We start from the raw sequence: 23,769 nt of genomic DNA on the forward strand, positions 1-23,769 counted from the left end.
AATTCTCAGCCGGCCGTTTCCGCATCGATCCGATAGAACAAGACGTTGAACCCAAGCGGATTTTTCCACACCGCCTCCAAGGTCGCCTTTTGTCGAGGCTTGAACTGATAGCCAATTGTAGCAAGGAAACTTCGCTCAACTGCGTCTCGCCCCTTTTCTTCACGGTATTTGGTAATGCGCACACGCGCGACATCCGATGGGTTGCGCCCCCTCGGGGTCAGAGAGACAGATTTGACCACAACACGCACGCGAACGTCCTTGCCGTAGAGTGTGGGCGGATATTGCTCTGACTCCGAACGCCAGGTTTGCGCTAGGGTTTGCGCGGCACTGTCGGATGAGCGCGCCATGACGTCAGGGATGCGGGTGCTGTTGTCGGCTGGATCGAAGGTTTCCCGGTCGACGACATAGGAAACGAGTTCCGCCTGAAGGACAGCCTCCTGCTCTTGGAGCGAGGTGGGCTGCACCTCGACGATCTTTTCAGCCTCGCCGGTGGTCTTGTCTACCATCACTACATAGGGCTTAGTTTGTTTGAGCGGCAGCATGACTATTAGTGCCACCAGGGACAAGAGACTGGCGGCAGTGGCAGCGACTGCGATCCTTGCGCAGTTGTTGCGCTGTTCGCGAAGGCTAAAAAAAACTTCGTCTTCAAATGCGTGCTGTATTTCTTGTTCAGACACACGTCTCTCCTATTCGGTTTGCGTTACCGATTCCGTTGCGGGTCAGCGGTCTTGTTCGGGAGATACAGTTCGGTTGCCGTATTGAGCGAGAGGATGAATCGGAACAGCCATCTGAGGATCTCTCGTAGCATTTGATTTCGATGACGACAGGCCGCTCATGCAACGAGCGAGACGCTCATCGCGACGCTGCTGCCGGATATGGGCGCTTTGGCGCATCGCACTGACTGCCGACCATGCTGCCGCCGCCGGCTCGGCTCCAGCTTCACGTGCGGCGCTTGCCACACTTACGCCGTCTCGCGATCGTTGGCTGCCGCCGTGCACTTTCTTTGCGGCACCCCAGGCCATGTGAGCTGCGGCAGAGGCCGCGCCAGAGGCCGCGCCGGCGCCTACAGCCGCCACCGACACAGAGGCCAGGGAACTTGCCATGGTCGGGATCATGAACAGGAGAGCCGTCGCCGCCATGATGATAAAAATGAAGGCGAAATCATTACCGCGGGATGCCACATAGACGTCAGCGGCGACATACAGCACAATAGCCATAAGGGTCGCGGTCAGCAGCGGGAGGACCACGAAGCCAACCGTGAAGCGGGTCCAACTCTCGAAATACTGACTCGTTTGAGGCATCATCAGCATGATGATAGCCAGAGGCGCTAGGCTGATCGACACGGCGAACCCAATTTTGGCCATCATTACAATAAACGCGCATGCGGCGATAAAAAAGCCGCCAACGATTATGAATAACACACCAATAAACACGTTCCGAAATGACTTTCCAACGTGCCAGATCGAAAAATCCGTTATGTATCTACCAGATAGGTGCAGGACCGCATGGGCGAACTCATCCATCGCTGAAGATGTGTCCGATATCCGCTTAGGATCGAGAAGGGCGGGATCAACGTTCTTGATTGGCACTTTCGCGGCATGCATCATAATGCTTGCGTAATTATTTGGCACATCAATAAGCATTGAATAAATGCCTTCAAAATTCACCCACATTGTTGCAAATGAATATATCAGTATATATCGCAGAGCCCAATGTAAATACACGGAGTAATTTATCGTTCTGAATTGGATTATGTGATTTATCGCGATAAACAACAACGAGACCAACGCCATGGCGCCGAGCAACTCCCTAATCGGCTCAGCAACTCCTTGGAAAACTACTTGCGCATAGTCGACAAGCGTCTTGTCGAGTGTGCGAGTAATGTTTGAAATCACACCCACGGCGCATTACCTGTTAAAATCTAGAAGATCGCGGATGGCATCCGGCTCGGCGGAGTCGGCACCTAATGCCATGAAGTACGATCCTGCCAGCGATGCGATCGCCGCTTGGGTGCGCAGTGTTTCATTGAGCTGCTGCACGATTTCGATCATCACGCGTGTGTTGATGTCAACGCTGCTTTTTAAGTCGTTGCTGTTTTCGAGCGCGGCGATATAGCCATTTATTCTCCCCATGCTGGCGTTGGCACGTTTGTAGGATTCCTCCGCAGTAGAGGCAGCGACAGCGCCCTGAGCCGATCCATTCGCGATAATGACCTTACTGAGGCGTTGGTCGTTGTGCAGCGCAAATGCCTGATCCAAGTGATAGCGAGCTCGAAATTTGGTGAGGGCCGCCTGAATGCCTCCCGGGCCACCTCCGCGGCCATTCAAAGCATCGTCAACCATTTCCCGCAAACCCGGCCCTCCTTCACGGGCCGCGACGTCAGCCTTGCCATTGTTCACCGGGAAGCGCTTCGGACCTGAAATGGAAGAAAGCTGCGCTTTGCCCACGTCTCGGTTCTCAATTAGCAGATGCTCCGCTGTCCGCGCGGATGCTACGAGCTGGTTCATCCCACCGCCTAACAGCCGGCACATTTCCACCACGTACGTCAGCAACTCGACAGCGTTCTTGTCGAAGGTTACCTGGGCGCCGTCCGGAGCGTCTGGGAGCACTCCAATAGACGGCAGGGGAGCAGGCGTGATCTGGCTTTCCTGGGCCCTAGCCTCCCGCACCAGCGAGCCGGCGGCCGCAAGCAAAATACCAGACACAATGACAGACTGGAAAGCAGCTCTCATGACACGACTCCTTCGGTTTGGAGCTCAAGTGTATCCCAGGCGCAGACACAATTGTTCTTGCGCACTGCGGGAACGGCCTGGCAGGCAGTAAGGGGGGCTAGGATCATTGTGAGAAAAATCAGAGGGATCTTCATTGCAGCATCTCCATTTGAAAGTTTGGCCTGTCACGCCATCCTGCGTGCGCTTTCCCCCCTCGCCCACCCCCCAAGATCTCGATACCCTTACCGATCGCTCCGAGGGCGAAATCAAGAACGACGCTGTCGCCGCCCGATTTCAACAGCACCAAATGGTTGTCCACGTTGCTTATCCGAAGGAAAGCGCTTTCCGTCGGCGTTAGATTGAGCGGCGCGAGTTCGGCTTCAGTGTTGTAGGAACTTGGGTAGACCAGACGCGTGACGGCGCTCTCCAGTATGGCATCGCCCGCAGCGCTGTTGGTGATGTGGGACACACGTTGAGTCAGGAGAACGACCGCAACATTGTTTTTGCGCATCGTTAGCATCCAATCCTTCAGGCGCAGTTGAAAATATTCGTCGTCGAGCAGCTTCCAGGCTTCGTCAAGAACCAGCAGTGTTGGAGCCTCGTCTTCTACGAGCCGCTCCACGCGTCGAAAGACATAGCTCAGCCACGCGGTGCGGATGGTGTCGTTGTCGAAAATTTCCGTGAGGTCAAAAGCGGTGATCCGACTATCGAAAGCGAGCGAATCGATACTCTTACCCCCAAACAGCCAGCCGAATTGACCGGTCTCGTCCCAGCGGCCAAGTCGGTTATAAAGGTCACCATCATCGTCGGTCGCACGCAGCTGGCTGCGGAACTGCGCGAAATTCTGTAGGCGGAGGTCAGCCGTTGCGTTTGCCTGAGCGGCATCATGGAGTGCCTGAAGTTGCAACGGATTTAGCCGTCCGCCCTCGTTGTCAGCCAATGCGGAAAGCCAATCGGACAACCAGGCCGCGCCGCGGCTATCTGCCTCGGCTCGCATAGGGTTGAAGCCCGTTTCCTGCCCCATACGCACGGCGGAGTAGGTTCCGCCCATGGCGCGGATCGCCATCTCGAAACCATTATCCTTGTCAAAGACTATGATCCGAGCGCCAAGCCGATGGGCCTGACTGAGCAGAAAAGCAGTACCAAGCGTCTTGCCAGACCCGGTTTGGCCAAGCACAAGCGTATGGCCGACCGTGCGCTGACCTGGCTTGCCCGGCAAATGGAAGCTGAAGCGGAACGTCTCGCCACGTGCTGTGGGCAATATTGTTACGCAGTCGCCCCAAGGGCATAGCTCCGGTGGATTGCCTTTCGGCAAGCCGTGCATGGCGCAAAGTTCTGCAAAATTCTGCGAGGAGATCATTTCCGCTCGTGTGCGATAGCTGAAATTACCCGGATGTTGAGCGAAATAAACTGCGCGGGCAGAGAAGTTCTCGCGAACAATTGCAGAACCCGCGTCTTGCATGGCGCGCGTGACGTAAGCCATGGCTGCCTCAAGCTCCTCCTGAGTCTCGCAAAATACAGCGATGCTGCAATGGTGGTCGCCAAAGGCGACGCGGCCGGATGCAATATCGTCCTCGGCCTCTTCCAGTTGCGCCATCAAAGAGATAGCCGCATCCTCCGCCGCCTTCATCCGCTTGCGCACACGAGCGATTTTAGCTTGGGCGGCAATATTGTCGATCGGCGTAAAGCTCTGAGAGACCACGGTATCGTAAGGCAGGCTAAGCCTGTCGAGAATGCCGGGATAAGTTTCGGTAGGGTAGTCCTTTACCGATATGATGGTTCCGTAGCGTTTGAGACTTGGGTTGGGGTTGTCGCATTCGAAGACCTTGCCGCGGAACGTGACCGTCGAACTCGCCAAGAGGTCAGCGACGGGGACGAACTTTTGGCCAGCAACGAGTCGCCCACTTGATCCGTCGATCGCGGTACGCAACAAACTAAGCCACTCACCATCCGAGACGGTTAGCCGACGAGGCTTTGCCACACTTACGCTAACCATGCAGGTGTTAATCATCTGATCGAGGCGAACTGCGCGCGCAGTGACCTCTTCACGACTGTAGACCTCCTTGTTGCCAAACACATTGAGTAGTTTGGCCAGCCTCTTCGGCGGTCGGATCACAATAGTAACCATCGTAACCCGGTCGCGCAGCCCAATAGTCTCAAGATAATTTCGCCAGCGCTGATCAATCTCCTCGTTGAAAGGATCTCCTTTGATCTGTCGCATCGTGGGTCGGGTTTCCGCAGAGATGCGATGGACATAATATCCAACGTCACCGCGTTGCTGTGCAATGAAACGTGAGAATGCGTTACTCAACTCAATCGTATGCCGGCAATCGATCGTGTCGGCATTGACCCCTTCGGCAGCGAAAGCGGCCATTAGATCGCCATCACGTAACATGAGGGTGCCATCGTCCACGATGCTGACATATGGCAGATTGACTGCAAGTTGTTCGCGTTCGTGAGCGGATCGGTGCGTCGTCACATTAGCAAGTAACTTATGCATGATATACTAGTCCTTCACCTTTCAACAGTGCCGGGCTCATGCGCGTGCTTTGCACGGTTGCGATAAAAACGTCGATGATCTTTGGATCATAGGCGGCTAGGGTACGCAAAGTGGCGTAGCCAACACTTCCCACAATCACCAGATAGAGGAATGATTTGGTGATGATGAAACCGAGCATTACGACGCCTATGAGGACAACCAGATACATGACCGGCAATCCCGCAAAGGCGACTTCGCGCGTCAAGCCTATGAAAAGCGTTGTGCGTTGAATGGTCTATACTCCTCTGAATGGCTCGCGAGGTAAATTTTACAGCATCCGCGCCGAGCCGGATTAGCGTGCGGTTAGGCCCTGGACGAAACTTGCGCCGCCAAACACGATCGCGATGCCCATGACGATTGAGACTGCGAAGGTCCAGTCCATGCGACCAGTCATAAAAGAGAAGCCAACGGCGATGACGGCCAAGGCAGAGATTGAAACACCGATTGGCCCGGTTATCGCTTCCACAATTGCCTGAAGGAATGTTGTCACACCATTGAAATCCTGAGCAGCACTCGGCGTAACAAAAATAATCGTCAACAACGCTGCCGCAGACGCAACGGGCAACCGCCGCCCGACGCTCTTGGTTAGATTTTTAAGTGTCTCGACAGAGATTTTCGTAAGAATGTTAATTGTACGCTTTGGGGTCGACATTCTGTTCGTCCTTTCTGCAGGTCTTCCGTTCCTAATTTGCTGTACAGACGACCGTTAATGATGCACTTTGGATGCCCTTGAAGTTCCTCGCAAACGCGATCGTGGTTTGCGCTTTGATTCTTTCTTGATATTTTTTGTTGGCTTTAATGGGCCAACGACCGAGCTCTTTCTGGCCGACGTAGGCCGCTGCAAGACAGTCTGAAAAATGCGTTGCGCCGCGCCACCGGGACGTTCATCGGCATCTGTCACTAGCGAAAGCAGGTGGGGCGGCGCATCGTTGCCCGCTCTCGCGATTTGAACTGCGATATTGTGCGGCTCGACACTGACAGCGTGAAGGATGTCCGACACATATTGCCGGGTCTCCCGATAGGGCGGAATGCCGCCATGTTTGCGCACAGCTGCAGGCCCGGCGTTATAGGCAGCGAGGGCAAGTTCAAAGGAGCCGAACTCATCGAGCATTTCTGTCAAGTATGTGGCGGCGCCCTCGAGATTTTGCTGCGCCGAGAACGGATTCTTCACATCGAGATCCAATGCGGTACGCGGCATTAGCTGGCCGAGCCCGACTGCACCAGCCGACGAAACCGCGCGAGGGTTGAAGTTGCTCTCCCGCTGAATCATCGCCGTGAAGAGATCAACAAACATTGACTGGTTTAAGCTTGATTTGCGTACGCCTGGCCTCGAAGCAAATCGCCGTCCAAACTCGGCGGCAAGCCAGTACATATTCCTCTGATCATGGGTGAGGTCTTTTGCCATGCTGTGCGCAATCGGAAGAGAGAGCAAACTGAGCCGCCTCGACAGAAGATTTCGCGCGCGTTTGGTCGCACGTGCCGATGACATGGAGGAGGGATGACGGAAGGCGGCTTCAACAGCTCTATCGGTCGACGCGCCTGTAAATTCCAGTACAGAATTTGCCTCGCTGGCGATTGCCGTGCCCGCAGCCAGCGACAGATCATTCAGACTCGCGTAGGAGACCGGAGCCTGGCCCCGCTCGGCCGGGACAGCTTCGGCCTCGGCATCGAAATTGAACTGCGCCGAATGAGGCTTTTCGTGCGGCGCAGCGAGGCCGGTGGCGCCTTTTCTTACTTCGATGAGCGCCCCATGGTCGTTTTGCTCAAACATTGCAGCATTGGCGACGGCAGCGCCCTGCCCACTTAAGACAATGGCTTGCGTCGAGATCACGATTGCCACTTTCGCGAGCAACTTGTTACTATTTAATACAATAGATGGACTGGAGCACATGCGAGACATTCCCTATACCTGTAGGCGCTATTGATATGTGCGCGATAATTATATTTTGCTGATCATATCGGTGGCAATTTGTTCAACAGCCTTTTTATGCTTGTGTTCTGTGTTGGTTTTTTGCCAATCGTTTGGAGTTGTGTCAAATATTGATTGGTTCCAGTTGTAATGTTGTATTATGTTTCATTGGTAATCTTTGGTGTCGATTTGGCCAAAAGTGCCCCGCGCGCCATACCGATCGGCAGTTTGAACAGCCGGTCGGCGGAGTTGCTCCTCGCGGTGGCATCGCGGAAGTCGCTCAGTACAAAGCTGGCCCTCAGATTCTCAGATTCGCGTGTGGCCAGATTGGCTATAGCAGTAGCCGTCCGGCTGGCCCGCAAGGTATTCGCGCCCATAAGGTCTGCTCGGCAGCCAGGTCGTGTGATGTGGCCAATGGAACTGGATGGGTACCGTGGCCTTAACTCGGCGTGAAGGTCGGCGTCGTAGGCCGCGCCATGGCCGAACGTCCTGCCGACCCCGCCAGTCATCTTTACAAGCGCCATCGCTTTCCGGCTGAAATCATCAGCCATGCGGTGTGGCTCCACTTCCGCTTTCCGCTCAGCCTTCGCCATGTCGAGGACATTCTCGCCGTACGCGACATCGCGGTCTCCCTCTCCAGACCGTGGGTGAATGGGCAGCCAAGTTCGGAGCCGGCAAATGGCACCTCGATGGGATGGTCGTTTCCATCAAGGGCAGGAAACACTGGCTGTGGCGAGCGGTCGATGCAAACGGCCATGTTCTCGACGCCCTTGTGCAAAGCCGAAGAGGCCGTAAAGCTGCGCTGAGGCTGCTGCGAAAGCTGCTCAAGCAACAGGGCATCGCGCCACGGTCATGATTACAGACAAGCTTCGTTCATATGGCGCGGCAAAGAACGAACTCATGCCCGGCGTGGAACATCGATCCCACAAAGGGTTGAACAACAGGGCGGAGAATTCTCATCTTGCCGTTCGAAGACGGGAACGGACGATGAAGCGGTTCAAGTCGAGCCGGCAATGTCAGCGCTTCGTTTCCATCCACCGACCGATAGCAAATCTCTTCCACTATCCGCGCAACCTTTCACCTCAGCCCAGTATCGCAAACTTCGAACGGGCCTCCATGGAAACATGGAGCCGGATTGCCATGCCGACGATCGGGTGAAAACGGCGCTCGAGCTCCGCACGCTTCATTCCGTAACCGGGGCAAAACCGGTGGCGGACGCGGCGTTATGACTCGGGTGTATCGGGTTAGAGTGGGTGTCGGTTTGGCGGGCGGCGTGATTCTGTCAGGCCATGGCGGAGCCACCAGATTCTCGAACGCCGACCCCTGCGGACCTGCTCGACATGATCCTGCAGTTGCGGGCAGAGGTCGCCGGGCTTCGCGCCGAGAATGCGGCTCTGAAGGATGAGATCCGGCGTCTGAAAGGTCTACCGCCGCGCCCGACGCTGAAGCCGAGCGGGATGGAGCAGTCTCCAAGCGGAGCTCGCCTGCGGCAACGGGTCCGAAGCGGCGTGGCTCGAGCCGGGCGATCGTCACTGAAGAGCGCCGTCTTTGTTATGAGCCGCCAGCGGGCTCGCGGTTTGTGGGGCGGACAAGCTTCGTGGTGCAGGATCTGACGATCGGGGTGCGGGTGGTCCGCTATCATCGGGACCGCTGGCGTTTGCCGGATGGCCGGATCGTCGTCGCTCCGCTGCCGGACGGGGTCGACGGGCACTTCGGTTTGGAGCTTCGGCGTCTGGTGCTGTCGCTTTATCACCAGGGTCAATCGACCGTGGAGCGGATCGTCGCGTTGCTGCGCGACTTCGGCGTGTCGATCTCCAAGCGCCAGGTCGTGCGGATCCTGACCAGCAAGATCGACACCTTCGTCGCCGAAGCGAAGCAGGTTCTGACGGCCGGGCTCGCTTCGGCCGGTTGGGTCAGCGTCGACGACACCGGGGCCCGCCATGGCGCGGTCAATGGCGTGTGTACGCAAATCGGCAATGACCGGTTCGCCGTGTTCACGACCACCAAGTCGAAGAGCCGGCTGAACTTCCTGCAGCTCCTGCACGGCGGGTCGGCCCGGTGGGTCCTGAATGCCGCCTCACGCGCCTACATGCTGGAGCGCGGGCTGCCGGTGATCACGACGGATCTTCTGCATGCCGGGCGCGAGCCGTCCGGGTTCGAGGACGCGGCGTCATGGGACGCCCATCGTAATTACTCAGGCCCTTGTCAGGGGCAAGAATCCCTGAATCTATGGGGATATGGATCGCACTGATTTGCAGCGTCTGACGAAGGAAGAGTTGATCGATTTGGTGCTGCGGATGCAGCGGCCAGAGAAGACATCACGCACGTCGTCCAAGCCACCTTCGAGCGATCGCAAGGCGCGTCGGGACAGGGCAAAGCCTGGCGGCGCCAAGGCGGGTCATGAAGGTCACAGCCGCGCCATGAGTGAGGATGTCATCGGGCGATGAATATTCCCTGATTGTGGGCATCGAAAATTCCCTAGTACACCTTGGCTGAAGTTGTGACTCGCGGGTTTTGGCGGGTGTCGTGTTGTGATTCACTTGAGGTGATTCGGAACCTTGAGGAGAAGAGCATGGCAGGTCGTCCTTTGCCGATTGTTCTGAGTGTCGAGGAGCGTTGCAAGTTGGAAGGCTTGATCCGCCGGCGTTCAACGCCCCAGCACCTGGCGTTACGCGCACGCATGATCGTGCTGGCGGCTGACGGGTTGGGAGTTGGCGAGACGGCCGAGCGAATCGGCGTGTGGCGCAAGGGCGTCAGCCAGTGGCGCGCACGCTGGCTGGCTGCCAGCCCCGGCACACCCGTTGTGGAACGGCTCCAGGATGCGCCGCGCTCGGGGGCGCCGGCGCGGATCACCCCAGAACAGATCTGCGCGATCGTGGCGCTGGCCTGCGAACGGCCCGAGGACTGCGGGGTGCCGCTCAGCCAGTGGAGTGCCAGTGACCTGGCCCGCGAGGCGGTACGCCGCGGCATCATCGGCTCCATCTCGCCCCGTTCGGTGGGGCGCTTTTTAAAAAGAATCCGACCTCAAGCCGCATCTCGTGCGGCCTTGGCTCACGCCCAAACCTGATCCCGAATTCGAGGCCAAATGCGTCGATGTGTGCGCCGTTTATCACAGCGCCATCGCCGCCAAGGAAACGATACGGACTGTCTCGATCGACGAGATGAGCGGCATCCAGGCGCTGGAGCGGATCGCACCGTCCCTGCCGATGACGCCTGGCCGGGTCGAGCGACGCGAGTTCGAATACATCCGTCATGGTACGCAGGCCCTGATTGCCGCATTCGACGTCGCGACAGGACAGGTTATCGGCACGGTCGCCGATAGCCGCAGCGAGGCTGAGTTCGTGACCTTTCTCAAGGCCCTGGTTGCCACGGCACCCAAAACCATGGGCTGGCGTGTCGTTTGCGACAATCTGGACACCCACAAGTCGGAAGGCGTCGTGCGGCTGGTGGCCGCTCAGTGCGGCATTGACCAAGCAACGCTCGGCCGCAAAGGGCGCGACGGCGTCCTGGCAACAAAGGCCAGCCGCGCCACGTTCCTCAGCGACAAAAGCCATCGCATTACTTTCCATTTCACACCAAAACACGCTTCCTGGCTCAATCAGATCGAAATCTGGTTCTCAATCTTGGTGCGCAAGGTGCTTCGCCGCGCCTCCTTCACCTCGAAGGCCGCTCTCAAAGACCGCATCGAGCGCTTCATCAACCATTTCAACAAGACCATGGCAAAGCCGTTCAAATGGACTTGGGCAGGAAAGCCTCTGACCCGGTGATCAATGCGTTCAAATCTCTGCCAAGGTGAACTAGTTGGCGCTGCTGCCGCCAGTTCCGGGACGCGTCCCGGAACTGGCGGCTTTCGCTCCGGCGTTGATAGTCCGTCCCGATTTGATCGGAATCGGAGCGGCGCTGGTGGTCCAACTTGGAGAACTTCTGATGATATTGGATCTACACCGTCAGGGCCTGTCCGTGACCGCAATCGCCCGGCGAACGGGCCGCGATCCCAAGACGGTCCGCAAATACATCGAGCGCGGGCTCGAACTTCCCGCCTATGGCCCGCGACAGGCGGGGCGGCCAAACAAGATCATGCCCTTTGTCGACTATCTGCGCGAACGGGTCTCGGCCTTTCCCGATCTGAGCGCCGTGCGCCTGACGCGCGAGATTCGTGAGCGCGGCTATGACGGCGCCTACACCGCCGTGAAGCGCTTCGTGGCCGCAATCCGACCGCAGGAGCAGGTGCGTCCCTTCGAGGTGCGGTTCGAGACTCCGGCCGGATATCAAGCACAGATTGACTTCGCGCGCTTCGTCACCGAGTTCACCGACGCGCCGGGCGTGACGCGCATCGTCTGGCTGTTCTCGCTCGTGCTTGGCCACTCGCGCTACATCTTCGCCCGCTACGTCATGCACCAGGACCTGCAAACGCTGCTGCGCTGTCATATGCAGGCGTTCGACGCCATTGGAGGAGTACCGATCGAGATCCTCTACGACAGGATGAAGACGGCGGTCACCGGCGAAGATAACGAAGGCCACATCATCTACAATCGCTCGCTGCTGGCGCTGGCCAAGCACTTTGGCTTCCAGCCCAGAGCCTGCCGGCCGTATCGCGCCAAAACCAAGGGCAAAGTCGAGCGACCATTCCGCTATATCCGCGAGGACTTCTTCCTGGCCCGCAGCTTCCGCAATCTCGACGACCTGAATGAGCAATTGCAAGATTGGCTCGACACCGTCGCCAATGCTCGCCTGCACGGCACCACGCAACGCATCGTCAGCGAAGCCTTCGCGGCAGAGCAGCCGGAACTTCAACCTCTCCCGGCAGTTCCCTTCGACGCGCTTCTCAAGCTGGAGCGTCGCGTCAGCCATGATGGTCTCGTCTCGATCGGCGGCAACTACTATAGCGTTCCCGATCGCACCCGGCGCCTTGTCGAGGTTCACCAGCTTGCCGACTGCATCCGCATCCTGGACGAAGGCAGGCTGGTCGCCAGCCATCCTGTGCTCGAGGGGCGCCGCCAATATCGGATCGATCCTGCTCATCGTCAGGGGTTAGCTCGCCACGCGGCGAGGAAGACCGCCCCGGATATCATCGTCGGCCGCCTCGGCGATCATGTCGCCCGGCGCTCGCTCGACTTCTATCAGGCCGTCGCCGAGCGACTGGCCGTCGCGGGGAGCCGGTCATGACCATGCACGCATCCACGATCGACAGCATCAGGAAGAGCCTGGTCGGGCTGCGCATGCCACGGGCGCTCGAAGCGCTTGACGCGACCCTGCGGCGCATCGAGCAGGGCGAGATCGATGGCATCCAGGCCTTCGACGAACTTCTGGTGGAAGAACTAACTCTGCGCGAAAGTCGGCGCATCAAGGCTGCTCTGATGATGGCGCGCCTGACCACCATCAAGACGCTCGCCGGCTTCGACTTCGCTTTCCAGCCATCGCTCGATCGGAACCGCATCATGGCGCTGGCCGAACTGAAGTTCATCGAGCGGGCGGAGGTAGTCCATCTTCTCGGCCCGCCCGGCACCGGCAAGAGCCATCTGGCGACCGCGCTCGCCGTCGAAGCCGTCAAGGCCGCAAAGAGCGTCTACTTCTCCACGCTCGCCGACATTATCGCCTCGCTGGCCAAGGCCGAGCGCGAGGGGCAGTTGCGCGAGCGTATCCGCTATCTATGCCGCGCATCCCTGCTGGTCGTCGACGAAATCGGCTATCTCCCGGTCGTGCCCGGCGGCGGCAATCTCTTCTTCCAGCTCGTCAATGCCCGTTACGAGAAGGGTGCCATGATACTCACCTCCAATCGCGGCTTTGCAGAATGGGGCGAAGTTTTTGGTGATCCTGTTGTCGCAACAGCATTGCTCGACAGACTTCTTCACCATGCCGTCGTCGTGCAGATCGAAGGCTCGAGCTACCGATTGCGCCAGCACGCTGATCTTGTTCCCGAGCATGTTCGCTCCAAAGCGCTCATCAATCCGCCGCCACCGCCGAAAAAGCGTGGCCGCCCAGCAGGACTGAAATCGACCGATCAAGACGCCGGCTGATCACCGAAACCTTCACCCGCCAGATAGGGAAAATTGGATGCCCACTTTTGCGGAAACTTCGGTGCCCATTGACATGAGGATGCCGATCGCATCATCGATCATCATCCAGACCAATGCCTTTGCTGCCGCGCCAGCCTGTCGAGCGATCTTGCTGCCGAAACCGTCAGCGAGCACGACAAGATTGAGCTTCCCGCGATCAGGCCTTTGATTGAGCGCCATCGGCGTCTAGCAGTCCGTTGCCCGTCCTGCGGCACGCTGGTCGTCGCGGCTGTGCCAGATGCGGCGAAGGGGACGCCGTTCGGGCCACGCGTGCACGCCGTAGCGACCTATCTCAAGACTTTCCAGGCCCTGTCCTACGAGCGGCTGCAGGGCGCGTTCGCGAACCTTTTCGGTCTCACCATTAGCCAGGGCGGACTGATGAACATGTTGCGCCGTGCGCAGGGCGCGTTCGCGGCCGAGTGCGACAAGGCCGTCGCGGCGTTGCGCCGGGCCAAGGTCATCGCCTCCGATGAGACCGGCGTGCCGATTCCGACGAAGCCGCCCCTTTGTTCCGATATGATTGCGCCCCCGGATCCGATATGATCTCGCCCCCTGGGGCTAGGGCTCTGCTGGCGTTGATTGTTGTCATTTCGTATGCGTCAGGTGTCAAGCTTTTTGCGGCTGCTTTCGCCGCAGGCTTTCGCCCGTCAGATCGATGCGATGAGCGTTGTGAACGAGGCGATCCAGGATGGCGTCGGCATAAGTCGGATTTCCGATGACGTCATGCCATGCTGACACGGGCAGTTGGCTGGTGATGATGGTGGAGCGGCGGCCGTAGCGATCCTCGAGGATTTCGAGGAGATCGTGCCGGGCCTGATCGTCGAGTGGTTCAAGGCCCCAATCATCAAGGATCAGCAATTGGACGCGGGCGAGCGTGCGTTGCAGGCGTGCGTAGCGACCATCGCCTCTGGCGAGCGCCAGGTTGGCGAACAGGCGTGGGACACGCTGATAGAGAACGGACCGGTCGTCCCGGCAGGCCTTATGCCCGAGCGCGCAGGCCAACCAACTCTTGCCAACCCCTGATGGGCCGCAGATGGCCAGATTGTCGTGGGCATCGATCCAGTCGCCCGCGATGAGCTTGAGGAACAAGGCTCGATCGAGGCCACGCTCACCGCGATAGTCCACATCCTCAGGGGCGGCCTGATGGCGCAGCTTGGCAAAGCGCAGGCGGGCGCCGAGTTTGCGATCGTAGCGCCAGCTCCATTCCCGGTCGAGCAACAGCGCCAGCCATTCGCCATGCGATAGCTGTTCGGCCTCGGCATTGGCGGCCAGTTCATTGAATGCCTTGGCCATTCCGGTCAGGCCCATGGCGTTGAGCCGGTCGAGGGTGGGATGTGCAAGCATGTCATTCTCCTTCAGTGGTAATAGCGGGAACCGCGGATATTGGGGTGGTCGATGGGCTCGCGAGCCGTCGCCTGGCGCGACGATGCCCGGTCGAGGTGATTGTCGAGGATTGAGCGGACTGAGCCATAAGTCCTGGCGTTGATCTCCAGCGCCCGGCCGCAGGCGGCGTTGACGCGCTCGCGACCGAAGCCCTTGACGAGCCGGATGACGCCAAGACAGGCGCGGAAGCCTTGTTCGGGATGCGGCCGATCCGCCAGTATCTTCTGGCACAGCAAGGCCGCATCCGGGCCGATCGCGGAAGCTTCCCGGTTGATCCTCTCGATCGTCCAGTCGGCAAAGCGGCGGTGCGATGAAGGCATGTGATCCGACACCGTCGTGTGCCGTCCATTGCCGCTGGAGCGCAGATGGGCGGCGATCCTCTCGCCCTTGCGGAACAGCTCGATGGTGGTCGCCGTGATGCGCGCCTCGACCTGCTCCCGCGCAAAGCGGTATGGCACCGAGTAATAGTGCCGGTCGATCTCGACATGGTAGTCGAGGCCGGCGCGCCGAATGCGCCATTCAGCAAAGACGTAACGCTCAGCCGGCAGCGGCTTGAGTGTGGGCCGGTCGATCTCGTCGAACAGTTGTCGCCGCGTGCAGCCGACACGGCGTAGCACGCGGCGATCGTTCAGATCGGCAAGCAACTCGCCGATCGCCGCGTTGACCTCGGCCAGGCTGTAAAAGACACGATGGCGCAGGCGGCCGAGAAGCCAGCGCTCGACAATCCGCACCGCCGCCTCGACCTTGGCTTTCTTTCAAGTCCAGGACTGCAGTTCGTGCTGACACTCGAGCGCGTATAGAGTTCGAGATCACGCACCCGTTCCATCCATGGCGCGGCCAGCGCTTCGTGCTGTCGACCCGCAAGCAGAACTGGGGCGAGGACCGCGTCATGTTCTACGACGCGGCGGGACGACTTCGCTCGCTGCTTGCGTCATGGACGGACGTCGCTGAACCCGATGTTTTCATTCAGGTCGCGGCCGGTCGGTCGTTCGTGCGTCCATGTGATCTGGCAACCCTGGCGGCGTTGATCGGGCAAATCGAGCGCAGCCATGGCGGCTGAACACGTGTCAGGCAATTTATGCCGCATGTGTCAACCTAATTATGCCGCCGCATGCCGGATTCACCGCCGTTCCAGTCGCCGGTTTTACTCGCATTGTCCGGGTTGGACCGGTATGGCAGCTGCCTCCATTAGATTGACACCCTCTCTATCGAGGCGTAATTTTATTTACACATAAGCAAGGGGATATACCATGCCCAACCAGACCAAACGCGATCGACTGCGCCAGCTCGGAGCGCTCAACACGCGCCCCGAAGCCGTCCGCGCCCCCTGGTTTCGTGAATCCAGCTTCTTCGATCCTCTCGATCTCGTGCAGGTGAAGTACGAGGTGCTGCGTCACGTCCATGAGGATGGCGTCAACAAAGCCGATGCCGCCGCGCTTTTCGGTCTGTCGCGGCCCACCTACTATCAGGCCGAGGCCGCGTTTGAACGCGAGGGCATTGCCGGCCTGCTGCCGCGCACGCGTGGACCAAAGTCGGCCCACAAGCTCACCGACGAAGTTATGCAGCTCATCGAGCAGAACCAGCACACGGGTGCTCCGCTGCAGGCGCGATCCCTGGCGCAGCTGCTGCATTCGACACTCGGTATCAGCGTCCATCCCCGCAGCATCGAACGCGCGATGGCCCGTAAAAAAAACGGTGAACCCCATGCGCGCACCCCGATGCTGCCGCACGGCTGCAAGGATTTCTATGAGACGCTGCGCGCCGCCGTCCTATGCGGTCAGGCCTGCGTCAAGGACATGGGCGCCATCGTTTTTCATGGCTTTTGGCAAGGGCTGGCGGTGCTGATCGCGGCCCCTCAGCCTTCCCCGTCGATGCATCGGCGGCCCGAACCGCCGCCCACGGCTTCGGCGGCCGTGCACGATCGCCAGCTCGTGCACATGCTCGCCAACATGGTGCTGGCAGCAGAGACGCGAGGCAATCATGTCTACTGACATCGCCATGAAGGTTGGCGCCGACCATCTGCGGCGTGATGCATTCCTCTACGTGCGTCAGTCCTCTCTCCGTCAGGTGTTCGAGAACACCGAGAGCACCAAGCGGCAATACGCCCTGCGCGATCGCGCAGTGGCGCTGGGCTGGCCGATCGAACGTGTCCACGTCATCGATAGCGACCTCGGCCTCTCCGGCGCGCAGTCGCACGACCGCGACGGCTTCCAGCACCTGGTGAGTGAAGTGGCGATGGGGCATGCAGGGATCGTGCTGGGGCTGGAAGTGTCGCGCCTGGCACGCAACAATGCCGACTGGCACCGTCTCCTTGAGCTGGCCGCCCTGTCGCGCACGCTCATCATGGACGAGGACGGCGTCTACGATCCGGCCTATTTCAACGATCGCATGCTGCTCGGGCTGAAGGGCACGATGAGCGAGGCCGAACTGCACATCCTCAAGTCTCGGCTGCAAGGCGGCATTCTCAACAAGGCGCGCCGCGGCGAGCTCGAGATGCCGTTGCCGATCGGACTGGTCTACACCCCTGACGCGCGGGTCGTGCTCGATCCCGACCGACAGATCCAGAACACGGTGCGGCTCCTGTTCGATACCTTCCGCGAGACCGGCTCGGCCTGCGCCGTCGTGCGCCGCCTGCGCGGCGAGAAGATCCTCTTTCCCCGGCGTATCCGTCGCGGCATCGGCAAGGGCGACGTCCTGTGGAGCGAGATAGACCATTCCCGCGTGCTCCAGATTCTGCACAACCCGCGATATGCCGGCGCATTCGCCTATGGGCGCACGCGCACCGCCTACAATGCCAAGCTCAAGTCCGTGCAGCTGCGCGTGGCGAGATCCGATTGGCAGGTGCTTATACCCGAAGCCCACGAGGGCTACATTTCCTGGGCCGAGTACGAGCGCAATCAGACTACCCTGGAACAGAACGCCACCGGCTTTTCACCCGGCCTGCGTGGACGCATGCCTCGCCAGGGCAGCGGTCTGTTGCAGGGACGGCTGCTGTGCGGTCGCTGCGGTGCACGTATGCGCGTCCATTACGAGCCATTCGAGGGGCGGCTGCGCCCGTATTATGTCTGCAACGAAGCCGTCGTGCGGCACGCCGGCAAACATTGCCAATGGGTGCGCGGCGCTCCAGTCGACGACGCGGTGAGCGCGCTCCTGCTGGAGGCGATGGCGCCGGCAGCGATCGACGTCGCGCTTGCCGTGCAGCAGGAGATCACCCAGCGCGTGGAGCAGGCCGCGGCCCTGCGCGGCACGCAGCTGCAACGCGCCCGCTACGAGGCTGAACTGGCCCGCCGGCGCTACCTGAAGGTCGATCCGGATAACCGCCTGGTCGCCGACGCGCTGGAAGCCGACTGGAACGCACGGCTGTGCGACCTCGACGCACTCCAGCGCGAGCACGAGCGCCAGAACGAAGCCGACCGCTCGCTGCTGGATGAGCCAGCGCAGAAGCGCATCAGGGCGCTGGCCGCCGATTTCCCGCGCATCTGGAACGACGAGCGCACCGGTGCCGTCGAACGCAAGCGCATGCTCGGCCTTCTCATCGAAGATGTGACGCTGCTCGTCGACGAGCAGGTCAACATCCATATCCGCTGGCGCGGCGGGCGCACGCAGAGCCTGTCCGTGACCAGACCGCGGCCCATGTCAGTGATACGCAAGACGCCGGCACAGATCGTTGCGTTGATGAATGAGCTGCTAGAGACCGCCAACGACCAGCAGATCGCCGCCCGCCTCAATGAACTCGGGCATCGCAACTGGTGCGGCGAACCCTTCACCCTGAAGAAGGTCATGCTCGTGCGCCGCACCTATGGATTGAAGAACCGGTACGAACGGCTGCGGGAGAGCGGCATGCTGACCGGCGAGGAAGTAGCCCAGCAGCTCGGCGTGTGCGCCTCGACCGTTCACCAACTCGGGCGAAAGGGCATTCTCAAGCGCCATCGATACGCAACCAACCATCGATACTTATACGAACCGCCGGGCAACGTCAGACTCGAAAAAGGCGCCGGCAGTCGATATGGTGGTCGTCCGCCCAGATTAATTGTCGCTCAACAACTCCAACAAGGTGCATCGTGATGCCTGCTCCTTGTCGCGTGGCCGCCGTGGCCGGGTCGGCAGCACCGAACTGCCATAATGCTCGGCCATGCCGGCATAGGTGCGGTTTACCTGCGGGTCGTAGCGGCAGGCCTTGATGATGGCGACCTTGGCATTGTCTGGAACCAACAGAGCCGGCGCGCCGCCGAACGCTTCCAGTGCATTGACGTGACACCCCAGCCAGTCCGGAAGTGTCTCACTCCAGCGCGCCTCCGCGTAAGATAGGCTCGAAGCGCCCAACACGGCCACGAACAGATGCGCCTGGCGCGTCTTGCCCCTCAGCCGGTCGACGATCACCGTCACCGTATCGCCGGCATAGTCGACGAAGAGCTTGTCGCCGGCGGCATGGTTCTGCCGCATCGTTACTGGCAGGTTGGATGCCCAGCCCCGGTATAGATCACAAAAGCGGCTATAGCGGTAACCATCGGGGTGGCGAGCGATGTATTCGTCCCACAGGATCTGCAGCGTCACATGCTTGCGCTTCAGCTCGCGGTGCACATGAGCCCAATCCGGCTCCACGCTGCGACGGTGCCCTGTCTTCGTCCCGTTTGCCTTGTAGAGCGCGGCTTCCAGGACCGCGTCGGTGATCTCATCGCCAAGCGGCCAAACCAGCCCGGCGGTCTCCGCGCGACGAAGCGTTTCGCGCACAGTCGAGGGCGCAGCCCCGACCCTGTACGAGATCGCCTTGTGGCCAAGGCCCTCTTCAAATCGATATCTCAAAATCTCGCGGACACGCCGCATCGCCAATCTCTCCGCAGGCATTTCATTCCTTCTCCTGGACAACCCAAAAGAAGGAACATTTCACCAGCAGAGCACCACGCCCATACACCCCTCCAAGGGGGCGGCATCATTTCGGAATCAGGGGGCGATTAAATCTCGGAACGAGGGGGCGAGATCATTTCGGAATCGGGGGGCGACATCCCTCGGAATTTGCAGACCGGCGTGCGGATCGAAGGAAGCAACGCCTACCACTGGGTGTTTCGCTGCGCCGAAGCGGTTGTTCATCAAGCGGCGCCAACGCGCGGCGCCGTCGTGGTCCGGACCCTGATGGACGGCCATCGGCCCGACGTCTGGTGTTCCGATCGCTATGCCGCGCAACAAGGTCACGCAAATGCGCATCAGACCTGCCTGGCGCATCTTGCCCGCGACGTCGCCTATGCGGACGAGGCAAGTGAAGACATGCTGCCCTCACGGCTCAAGCGTTGGCTGCAAAGGGCCTTCGCCCTAGCCGACGGTATCGAAACCTTCGCCGCCTCGACCATCGCCGGCAAGCGTCGCGCCCTGGAGCGAAGTCTGGACGATATCTTCGCCACCACAACGTCGTGCGATCTGGCCCGCGATATCCAAAACAAGTTCAGGCGAGCTCGCGATCAACTTTTGACCTTTGTCCAATGGCCAGGAATGGTCGACGCGACGAACAACGCCTGCGAACGGGCGCTGAGACCCGCCGTCGTTCAACGGAAGATCACCAACGGCTATCGCGCCATGTGGGCCGCCCAGGGCGAAGCCGACATTCGAACCGTCGTCGACACGGCTCGTCTCGCGCCAGGCACGAACCCCTTCAAAATCATCCTTCAAACCGTCAGCGCCTGAAATCCGCTATGACTGAGCCCGCGACCTTGATCTTCCGAGCCTCTCTTCGGGCACGGCTTTGTCGGGACATCGAGGTGTCGAGTTCGAGCACGCTGGCGGATCTGGCCGAAGCCATCGTAGCGGCATTTGGCTTCGACTTGAACCACGCCTACTATTCAAAGCTGACGGGAAAGCTGTTCGACTCGCCCCTGCGGTTCGAACTCTTCGCCGACATAGAGGGGGGCGGCTCTCGCAGCGTGAAGGGCACGCGCGTCACCACAGCCTTCCAGAAGGTGGGCTCGGCAATGACCTTCTTGTACGACTACGGTGACGAGTGGCGCTTCCGCGTTGAAGTTATTGGAACAGGGCAGGCGCAGCCCGATGCCAATTACCCGAGGATCGTCAGCAAGATCGGCAAGGCTCCCCCGCAGTACCCGGACATCGATGACGAGTGACGACGCACCGTGCCGCATCGAGGGGGCGAGGGAGTGGGTAATTACCGCCCATCTACTCGCCCATGGCCTGGAGCCCAAGGATGGCCCTCTGGACCCGTTCCGCATCGCCAGTGAAGGCGCGTTGTGGGGCGGTCTGACCGAGGCAAAGGCCCTCGACGGCACCGTCATCCTCAGTGATGGGGCGGGCCAGTTCGCAATCGGCGAGCACGCGCGGTGCTGGGTCCATATGGAGCGGCAGATCCATGCCCTCGATAGCTTCACCGAACCGCAGCGCCGCGCCAAGGCCCTGATCCAGAGCCGGATCTGGTGGCTCTACAACGACATCAAGGCGTGGTGTCTGGATCCCACGCCCCGAAGAGCCAGGGAACTGGCCCGGCGGTTCGACCGGATCGTCGGCATGAAGACCAGGTTCGTGACCCTCGACCGTCTACTCGCGCGCATCCGGACCGACCGCCAAAGCTTCCTGAAGATCCTCCAACGCCCGGACATTCCGCTCCACACCAACGGCTCGGAGAACGATATCCGCAGCGTGGTGACCCGGCGCAAGATCAGCGGCGGAACCCACAGCGACCAGGGCCGTGCCGCCCGCGACACCATGCTCAGCATGATGAAGACCTGCAACAAGCTCGGTGTCAGCTTCTGGGATTATCTCGGCGACCGCCTCGGCATCCCTGGCAGCAAGATCCTACCGCTTCCCGTTCTCCTCGCCGCTCGCTGAACCCCAACAGCAGATCGACGATCGACGCGCCCAAACGCCGCCGCTTTTGCCCCGGTTACTTCATTCCGAGTTAAGCCGACGGTACCCCTCAAGATTCCCGGAAGTTCCGGCCCGCGCTGATCCAAGGACGGGAGCACCTCAGGATGTGAACATAACGAACTTACAAACGCCGGACAAAACCAGGAGCAAATCATTTGGATGCGAGTTTTCGACGTTGATTAACGTGACTCATCCGCGTGTGGGCACCGTTCTCGCATGAACTATTGGCCGATGTTGCGCTCCTGCAAGGCGATGATCCGATCAAGTAGCTCGCGCTGGGGGTTCAGGGCGTGGTCTTCTTCCGGCTCCGGCATAGGCTGGGCCCGAGGGGCTTGAGCGCCCTCAAGGCCATGATCTTCGCCATCTTCCTCCAGCCATTGTTTGTCTATAGCCTCATGTACCAGCCTATGTCGGGACTCCTCATCCAAGGCTGCGTCGTCTGCCTTGTGCTCGAGCCGGTGCTCTTCCGAATAGTGGTCGGCGACATCGTAGTATTTCTCGTCCTGACCGACATCAACGTCATCCGTAGCGAAATGGTTCGCTTGGCCCACTCCGAAAGCATGATCGGCCGCGCCGCCAGCGTCGCCTGCCTGGTCCCGCTCGTGCGCGGGTCGCGGCTGGGGCTCAGCGGGCGTTCCGCAGTGTCCGATCGGCTCCGGCTCCGGCAAAGGGCCGGTCTGGCTCTCGAAGATGCGGCTCAGGGTGCGGTCTGAGTAATATTTCACTTTATGAATGAGCAACGGCGGCCGGCCCTTTATGAGAACGATCTCGCTGTTCTCATCGATAAGGCGGACCTGTTCCGGTCGCAGCAGGTTGGCTCCCTGCTCCGAGAGCTGGATGTTGGCGTCGAACATACGGCTCTGGCTGAAGGACTTCGACTTGGCCCGGAAGGTATAGTCGCCGATTGACTTTGAAATGTAGGTCGGCGTCTCGTCGTCGGCCGTTGCCATGAAGACCTGCACGCCGGTGTTGCTGAGGAAATTTTCCTTGCCCGACTGTTCATAGGCACCCGTCAAGGCCGACAGGCTCTGGATGATGAACATGAACCGGCCCTTGTAGCCGGCAATGGTGGTGACGGCCGTCTCGACTGCCTCCAGTTTGCCGAGATGCTTGAACTCGTCAAGCAGAAACAGGACCTCGAATATCTCATCCTTGGTCGGCATGGTCCGCTGCATTACCGACACGACCTGTTGGAAGAAAAGGCGAACTAGCGGCGCGATCACCTCAAGGTCATTCGGGCTTACGCAAAGATAGATCGTCGTCGGGTCGCGGCGCAGATCATAGATAGAGAAGTCGGATGTCGTGGTCGCTGCCTTGATCAGCGGGTCCGCCCAAAGGTTGAGGCCGCCGTCGCTCAGCACAGAAGTGTAGGAGGTAAGAATCTTGGTGTCGTTACCGGCCATGTTGTCGAAGATGCGCCGCGCCTCTGGGCTCTGGCACTCCTCTGCCAGTTGAGCGAAAAGCTTGTACTTTTCTCCCGGCAGCGTGAACAGGTCATAAACCGCACCGATCGAAGGCGTGCCGCGCTCGATGCAAGCCAGAATGCCGGCGACGAAAAGATCGCGTGCGCCGTCGATAAAGCCTTCCGACCCCTTGCCCTTTGGCGCGATCAGGTTGTGAGCAAGACGTCGTGCTTCGCTGAATTGCCGCTCCGGCGGCATCGAGACGATGTCCAGGACTGGATTGTAGCTGTGTGTGCGGCCGGCCCGGTCCATCGGGGCGAACTTGAAAATTCGGTCGCCACGAGCTTTTCGCGCGCGAGAGGTTAGTTCGAACAACTCCCCCTTGACGTCGAGCGCCACCACCGAGCCGTTGAAGGTCAGCAGTGTGGGAACAACAATACCGACGCCCTTCCCGGCGCGAGTCGGCGCCACCACCAGGCTATGTGGCTGCTCACCATTGCTTAGATATTGCCCGGGCAAGCGCGGACCTATTGTCTTACCAAAGATCGGTCCGGAAATCTTTTGGTAGGGCATGATATAACCGGCCTTTTTCATCTCGCCGAAGCGCGCCCAGCGGGCTGTGCCATGGTGCTGTGGCTTGAACACGATGATAGCCAGAATGAACGAAGTGACGGCGACGGTGAAGCCGGTGATCATTAGTCCATGATAGAAGACTGGCCTCACATCGCCGTTGTAGAAGGGCGTTTCGTACCAGAAAGCAAGGATGTCGAAGCCCTGAATAGCTAGGGACGTGACGCCATGTTGGAAGTTGGCATAGGCGCTCGCTAGGAACAGTCCCGCGACCAGCGAGAACGCCCCACCGAGCAGAACGGTACTCGTCTTCTGGCGTGAGTCCACGTCT

The 23,769-nt window shown here is 59.8% G+C and carries 21 protein-coding genes and 6 pseudogenes; 15 read left to right on the plus strand and 12 right to left on the minus strand.

Annotated elements, in window-relative coordinates; all coding sequences use genetic code 11:
• Window positions 1-5: 5 nt before the first annotated feature.
• The 8 genes from RPG13_RS33830 to RPG13_RS35080 all read right to left on the minus strand — a co-directional run bounded on the left by RPG13_RS33830 (window position 6) and on the right by RPG13_RS35080 (window position 7,710).
• A complete protein-coding gene (locus tag RPG13_RS33830) occupies window positions 6-677 on the minus strand; it encodes a virB8 family protein (protein ID WP_128178028.1) in 672 nt (223 codons plus the stop codon).
• A gap of 42 nt (window positions 678-719) precedes the next feature.
• A complete protein-coding gene (locus tag RPG13_RS33835) occupies window positions 720-1,901 on the minus strand; it encodes a type IV secretion system protein (RefSeq protein ID WP_128178026.1) in 1,182 nt (393 codons plus the stop codon).
• A 6-nt stretch (window positions 1,902-1,907) separates the two neighbouring features.
• Window positions 1,908-2,732: a type IV secretion system protein gene (locus RPG13_RS33840; protein WP_128178024.1), complete on the minus strand. Its 825-nt coding sequence runs from the start codon at window positions 2,730-2,732 to the stop codon at window positions 1,908-1,910.
• A 130-nt stretch (window positions 2,733-2,862) separates the two neighbouring features.
• The gene (locus RPG13_RS33845; protein ID WP_128178022.1) at window positions 2,863-5,211 is read right to left on the minus strand and encodes a helicase HerA domain-containing protein; all 2,349 of its coding nucleotides are present in this window, start codon (window positions 5,209-5,211) and stop codon (window positions 2,863-2,865) included.
• Complete coding sequence (locus RPG13_RS33850; protein WP_245486850.1) at window positions 5,204-5,419, minus strand: VirB3 family type IV secretion system protein; 216 nt, start codon at window positions 5,417-5,419, stop codon at window positions 5,204-5,206. Before RPG13_RS33850 ends, RPG13_RS33845 begins: the two co-directional genes overlap by 8 nt.
• Window positions 5,420-5,542: 123 nt before the next feature.
• Window positions 5,543-5,902 carry a TrbC/VirB2 family protein gene (locus RPG13_RS33855; RefSeq protein WP_128178019.1) on the minus strand — a complete coding sequence of 120 codons (360 nt, stop codon included), beginning with the start codon at window positions 5,900-5,902 and terminating at the stop codon, window positions 5,543-5,545.
• Window positions 5,903-5,956: 54 nt separating this feature from the next.
• On the minus strand, window positions 5,957-7,141 hold the full coding sequence (locus RPG13_RS33860) for a lytic transglycosylase domain-containing protein (protein ID WP_287181679.1): 1,185 nt from the start codon (window positions 7,139-7,141) through the stop codon (window positions 5,957-5,959).
• A 176-nt stretch (window positions 7,142-7,317) separates the two neighbouring features.
• Window positions 7,318-7,710, minus strand: a complete 393-nt coding sequence (locus tag RPG13_RS35080; protein WP_353682818.1) for a hypothetical protein — start codon at window positions 7,708-7,710, stop codon at window positions 7,318-7,320.
• Here RPG13_RS35080 and RPG13_RS35085 point away from each other — a divergent pair.
• From RPG13_RS35085 to RPG13_RS33905, 9 genes and pseudogenes are all read left to right on the plus strand, one after another.
• The gene (locus tag RPG13_RS35085) at window positions 7,609-7,965 is read left to right on the plus strand and encodes a hypothetical protein (RefSeq protein WP_353829351.1); all 357 of its coding nucleotides are present in this window, start codon (window positions 7,609-7,611) and stop codon (window positions 7,963-7,965) included. The two genes, RPG13_RS35080 and RPG13_RS35085, sit on opposite strands and share 102 nt — an antisense overlap.
• Window positions 7,854-8,317: pseudogene (locus RPG13_RS33870) on the plus strand (IS6 family transposase). Before RPG13_RS35085 ends, RPG13_RS33870 begins: the two are co-directional and overlap by 112 nt.
• 439 nt (window positions 8,318-8,756) lie before the next feature.
• A complete protein-coding gene (locus RPG13_RS33875; RefSeq protein ID WP_128178015.1) occupies window positions 8,757-9,410 on the plus strand; it encodes a transposase in 654 nt (217 codons plus the stop codon).
• Window positions 9,397-9,591 (plus strand): annotated as a pseudogene (locus RPG13_RS33880) (IS66 family transposase); the annotation flags it as partial. The gene RPG13_RS33875 and the pseudogene RPG13_RS33880, both read left to right, overlap by 14 nt.
• A 140-nt stretch (window positions 9,592-9,731) precedes the next feature.
• Complete coding sequence (locus RPG13_RS33885; protein ID WP_128178013.1) at window positions 9,732-10,226, plus strand: helix-turn-helix domain-containing protein; 495 nt, start codon at window positions 9,732-9,734, stop codon at window positions 10,224-10,226.
• Window positions 10,198-10,926 carry a transposase gene (locus RPG13_RS33890; protein WP_206622092.1) on the plus strand — a complete coding sequence of 243 codons (729 nt, stop codon included), beginning with the start codon at window positions 10,198-10,200 and terminating at the stop codon, window positions 10,924-10,926. The genes RPG13_RS33885 and RPG13_RS33890 overlap by 29 nt, the downstream gene beginning before the upstream one ends.
• A gap of 136 nt (window positions 10,927-11,062) precedes the next feature.
• Complete coding sequence (gene istA / locus RPG13_RS33895) at window positions 11,063-12,325, plus strand: IS21 family transposase (RefSeq protein WP_128178011.1); 1,263 nt, start codon at window positions 11,063-11,065, stop codon at window positions 12,323-12,325.
• A complete protein-coding gene (gene istB / locus RPG13_RS33900; RefSeq protein ID WP_128178009.1) occupies window positions 12,322-13,176 on the plus strand; it encodes an IS21-like element helper ATPase IstB in 855 nt (284 codons plus the stop codon). Before istA (RPG13_RS33895) ends, istB (RPG13_RS33900) begins: the two co-directional genes overlap by 4 nt.
• 78 nt (window positions 13,177-13,254) lie before the next feature.
• Window positions 13,255-13,704 (plus strand): annotated as a pseudogene (locus RPG13_RS33905) (IS66 family transposase); the annotation flags it as partial.
• Between the two features lie 117 nt (window positions 13,705-13,821).
• On the opposite strand, the gene istB (RPG13_RS33910) reads toward RPG13_RS33905, so the two are convergent.
• Together istB (RPG13_RS33910) and RPG13_RS33915 are read right to left on the minus strand one after the other, a co-directional pair.
• On the minus strand, window positions 13,822-14,559 hold the full coding sequence (gene istB, locus RPG13_RS33910) for an IS21-like element helper ATPase IstB (RefSeq protein WP_128178331.1): 738 nt from the start codon (window positions 14,557-14,559) through the stop codon (window positions 13,822-13,824).
• A gap of 11 nt (window positions 14,560-14,570) precedes the next feature.
• Window positions 14,571-15,350: pseudogene (locus RPG13_RS33915) on the minus strand (Mu transposase domain-containing protein); the annotation flags it as partial.
• Between the two features lie 95 nt (window positions 15,351-15,445).
• Here RPG13_RS33915 and RPG13_RS33920 point away from each other — a divergent pair.
• From RPG13_RS33920 to RPG13_RS33930, 3 genes are all read left to right on the plus strand, one after another.
• A complete protein-coding gene (locus tag RPG13_RS33920) occupies window positions 15,446-15,658 on the plus strand; it encodes a DUF5372 family protein (RefSeq protein WP_337127110.1) in 213 nt (70 codons plus the stop codon).
• Window positions 15,659-15,848: 190 nt separating this feature from the next.
• Window positions 15,849-16,589, plus strand: coding sequence for a helix-turn-helix domain-containing protein (locus RPG13_RS33925; RefSeq protein WP_337127109.1), 741 nt, complete (start codon window positions 15,849-15,851; stop codon window positions 16,587-16,589).
• Window positions 16,579-18,663, plus strand: coding sequence for a recombinase family protein (locus RPG13_RS33930; protein ID WP_337127108.1), 2,085 nt, complete (start codon window positions 16,579-16,581; stop codon window positions 18,661-18,663). Before RPG13_RS33925 ends, RPG13_RS33930 begins: the two co-directional genes overlap by 11 nt.
• A 9-nt stretch (window positions 18,664-18,672) precedes the next feature.
• Here RPG13_RS33930 and istA (RPG13_RS33935) read toward each other — a convergent pair.
• Window positions 18,673-19,422 (minus strand): annotated as a pseudogene (gene istA, locus RPG13_RS33935) (IS21 family transposase); the annotation flags it as partial.
• A gap of 192 nt (window positions 19,423-19,614) precedes the next feature.
• Between istA (RPG13_RS33935) and RPG13_RS33940 the strand changes: the two are divergent.
• The 3 genes and pseudogenes from RPG13_RS33940 to RPG13_RS33950 form a co-directional block, all read left to right on the plus strand.
• Window positions 19,615-20,274, plus strand: a pseudogene (locus tag RPG13_RS33940) (IS66 family transposase); the annotation flags it as partial.
• Between the two features lie 8 nt (window positions 20,275-20,282).
• Complete coding sequence (locus RPG13_RS33945) at window positions 20,283-20,708, plus strand: IS1096 element passenger TnpR family protein (RefSeq protein WP_128177946.1); 426 nt, start codon at window positions 20,283-20,285, stop codon at window positions 20,706-20,708.
• Entirely contained in the window at window positions 20,698-21,426 is a 729-nt protein-coding gene (locus RPG13_RS33950) for an IS66 family transposase (RefSeq protein ID WP_287181705.1), read from the plus strand. The genes RPG13_RS33945 and RPG13_RS33950 overlap by 11 nt, the downstream gene beginning before the upstream one ends.
• 260 nt (window positions 21,427-21,686) lie before the next feature.
• On the opposite strand, the gene virD4 is transcribed toward RPG13_RS33950, so the two are convergent.
• Window positions 21,687-23,765 (minus strand): type IV secretion system ATPase VirD4, encoded by a 2,079-nt coding sequence (virD4, locus tag RPG13_RS33955; protein ID WP_128177950.1) that lies wholly within the window; start codon window positions 23,763-23,765, stop codon window positions 21,687-21,689.
• Between the last annotated feature and the right edge of the window lie 4 nt (window positions 23,766-23,769).

Origin of the sequence: Mesorhizobium sp. ISC15 (genome assembly GCF_037162615.1) — a bacterium.
Lineage (GTDB): Bacteria > Pseudomonadota > Alphaproteobacteria > Rhizobiales > Rhizobiaceae > Mesorhizobium > Mesorhizobium mediterraneum.

Excerpts from the sequence above, each read along its gene's own strand:
- RPG13_RS33945 (WP_128177946.1), top strand. The coding sequence starts at position 20,283 with ATGACTGAGCCCGCGACCTTGATCTTCCGAGCCTCTCTTCGGGCACGG.
- istB (WP_128178331.1), bottom strand. The coding sequence starts at position 14,559 with ATGCTTGCACATCCCACCCTCGACCGGCTCAACGCCATGGGCCTGACC.
- RPG13_RS33855 (WP_128178019.1), bottom strand. The coding sequence starts at position 5,902 with ATGTCGACCCCAAAGCGTACAATTAACATTCTTACGAAAATCTCTGTC.
- RPG13_RS35080 (WP_353682818.1), bottom strand. The coding sequence starts at position 7,710 with ATGGCTGATGATTTCAGCCGGAAAGCGATGGCGCTTGTAAAGATGACT.
- RPG13_RS33845 (WP_128178022.1), bottom strand. The coding sequence starts at position 5,211 with ATGCATAAGTTACTTGCTAATGTGACGACGCACCGATCCGCTCACGAA.
- RPG13_RS33930 (WP_337127108.1), top strand. The coding sequence starts at position 16,579 with ATGTCTACTGACATCGCCATGAAGGTTGGCGCCGACCATCTGCGGCGT.
- RPG13_RS33885 (WP_128178013.1), top strand. The coding sequence starts at position 9,732 with ATGGCAGGTCGTCCTTTGCCGATTGTTCTGAGTGTCGAGGAGCGTTGC.
- RPG13_RS33925 (WP_337127109.1), top strand. The coding sequence starts at position 15,849 with ATGCCCAACCAGACCAAACGCGATCGACTGCGCCAGCTCGGAGCGCTC.
- RPG13_RS33860 (WP_287181679.1), bottom strand. The coding sequence starts at position 7,141 with ATGTGCTCCAGTCCATCTATTGTATTAAATAGTAACAAGTTGCTCGCG.
- RPG13_RS33950 (WP_287181705.1), top strand. The coding sequence starts at position 20,698 with ATGACGAGTGACGACGCACCGTGCCGCATCGAGGGGGCGAGGGAGTGG.
- RPG13_RS33850 (WP_245486850.1), bottom strand. The coding sequence starts at position 5,419 with ATGTATCTGGTTGTCCTCATAGGCGTCGTAATGCTCGGTTTCATCATC.
- RPG13_RS33840 (WP_128178024.1), bottom strand. The coding sequence starts at position 2,732 with ATGAGAGCTGCTTTCCAGTCTGTCATTGTGTCTGGTATTTTGCTTGCG.
- istB (WP_128178009.1), top strand. The coding sequence starts at position 12,322 with ATGACCATGCACGCATCCACGATCGACAGCATCAGGAAGAGCCTGGTC.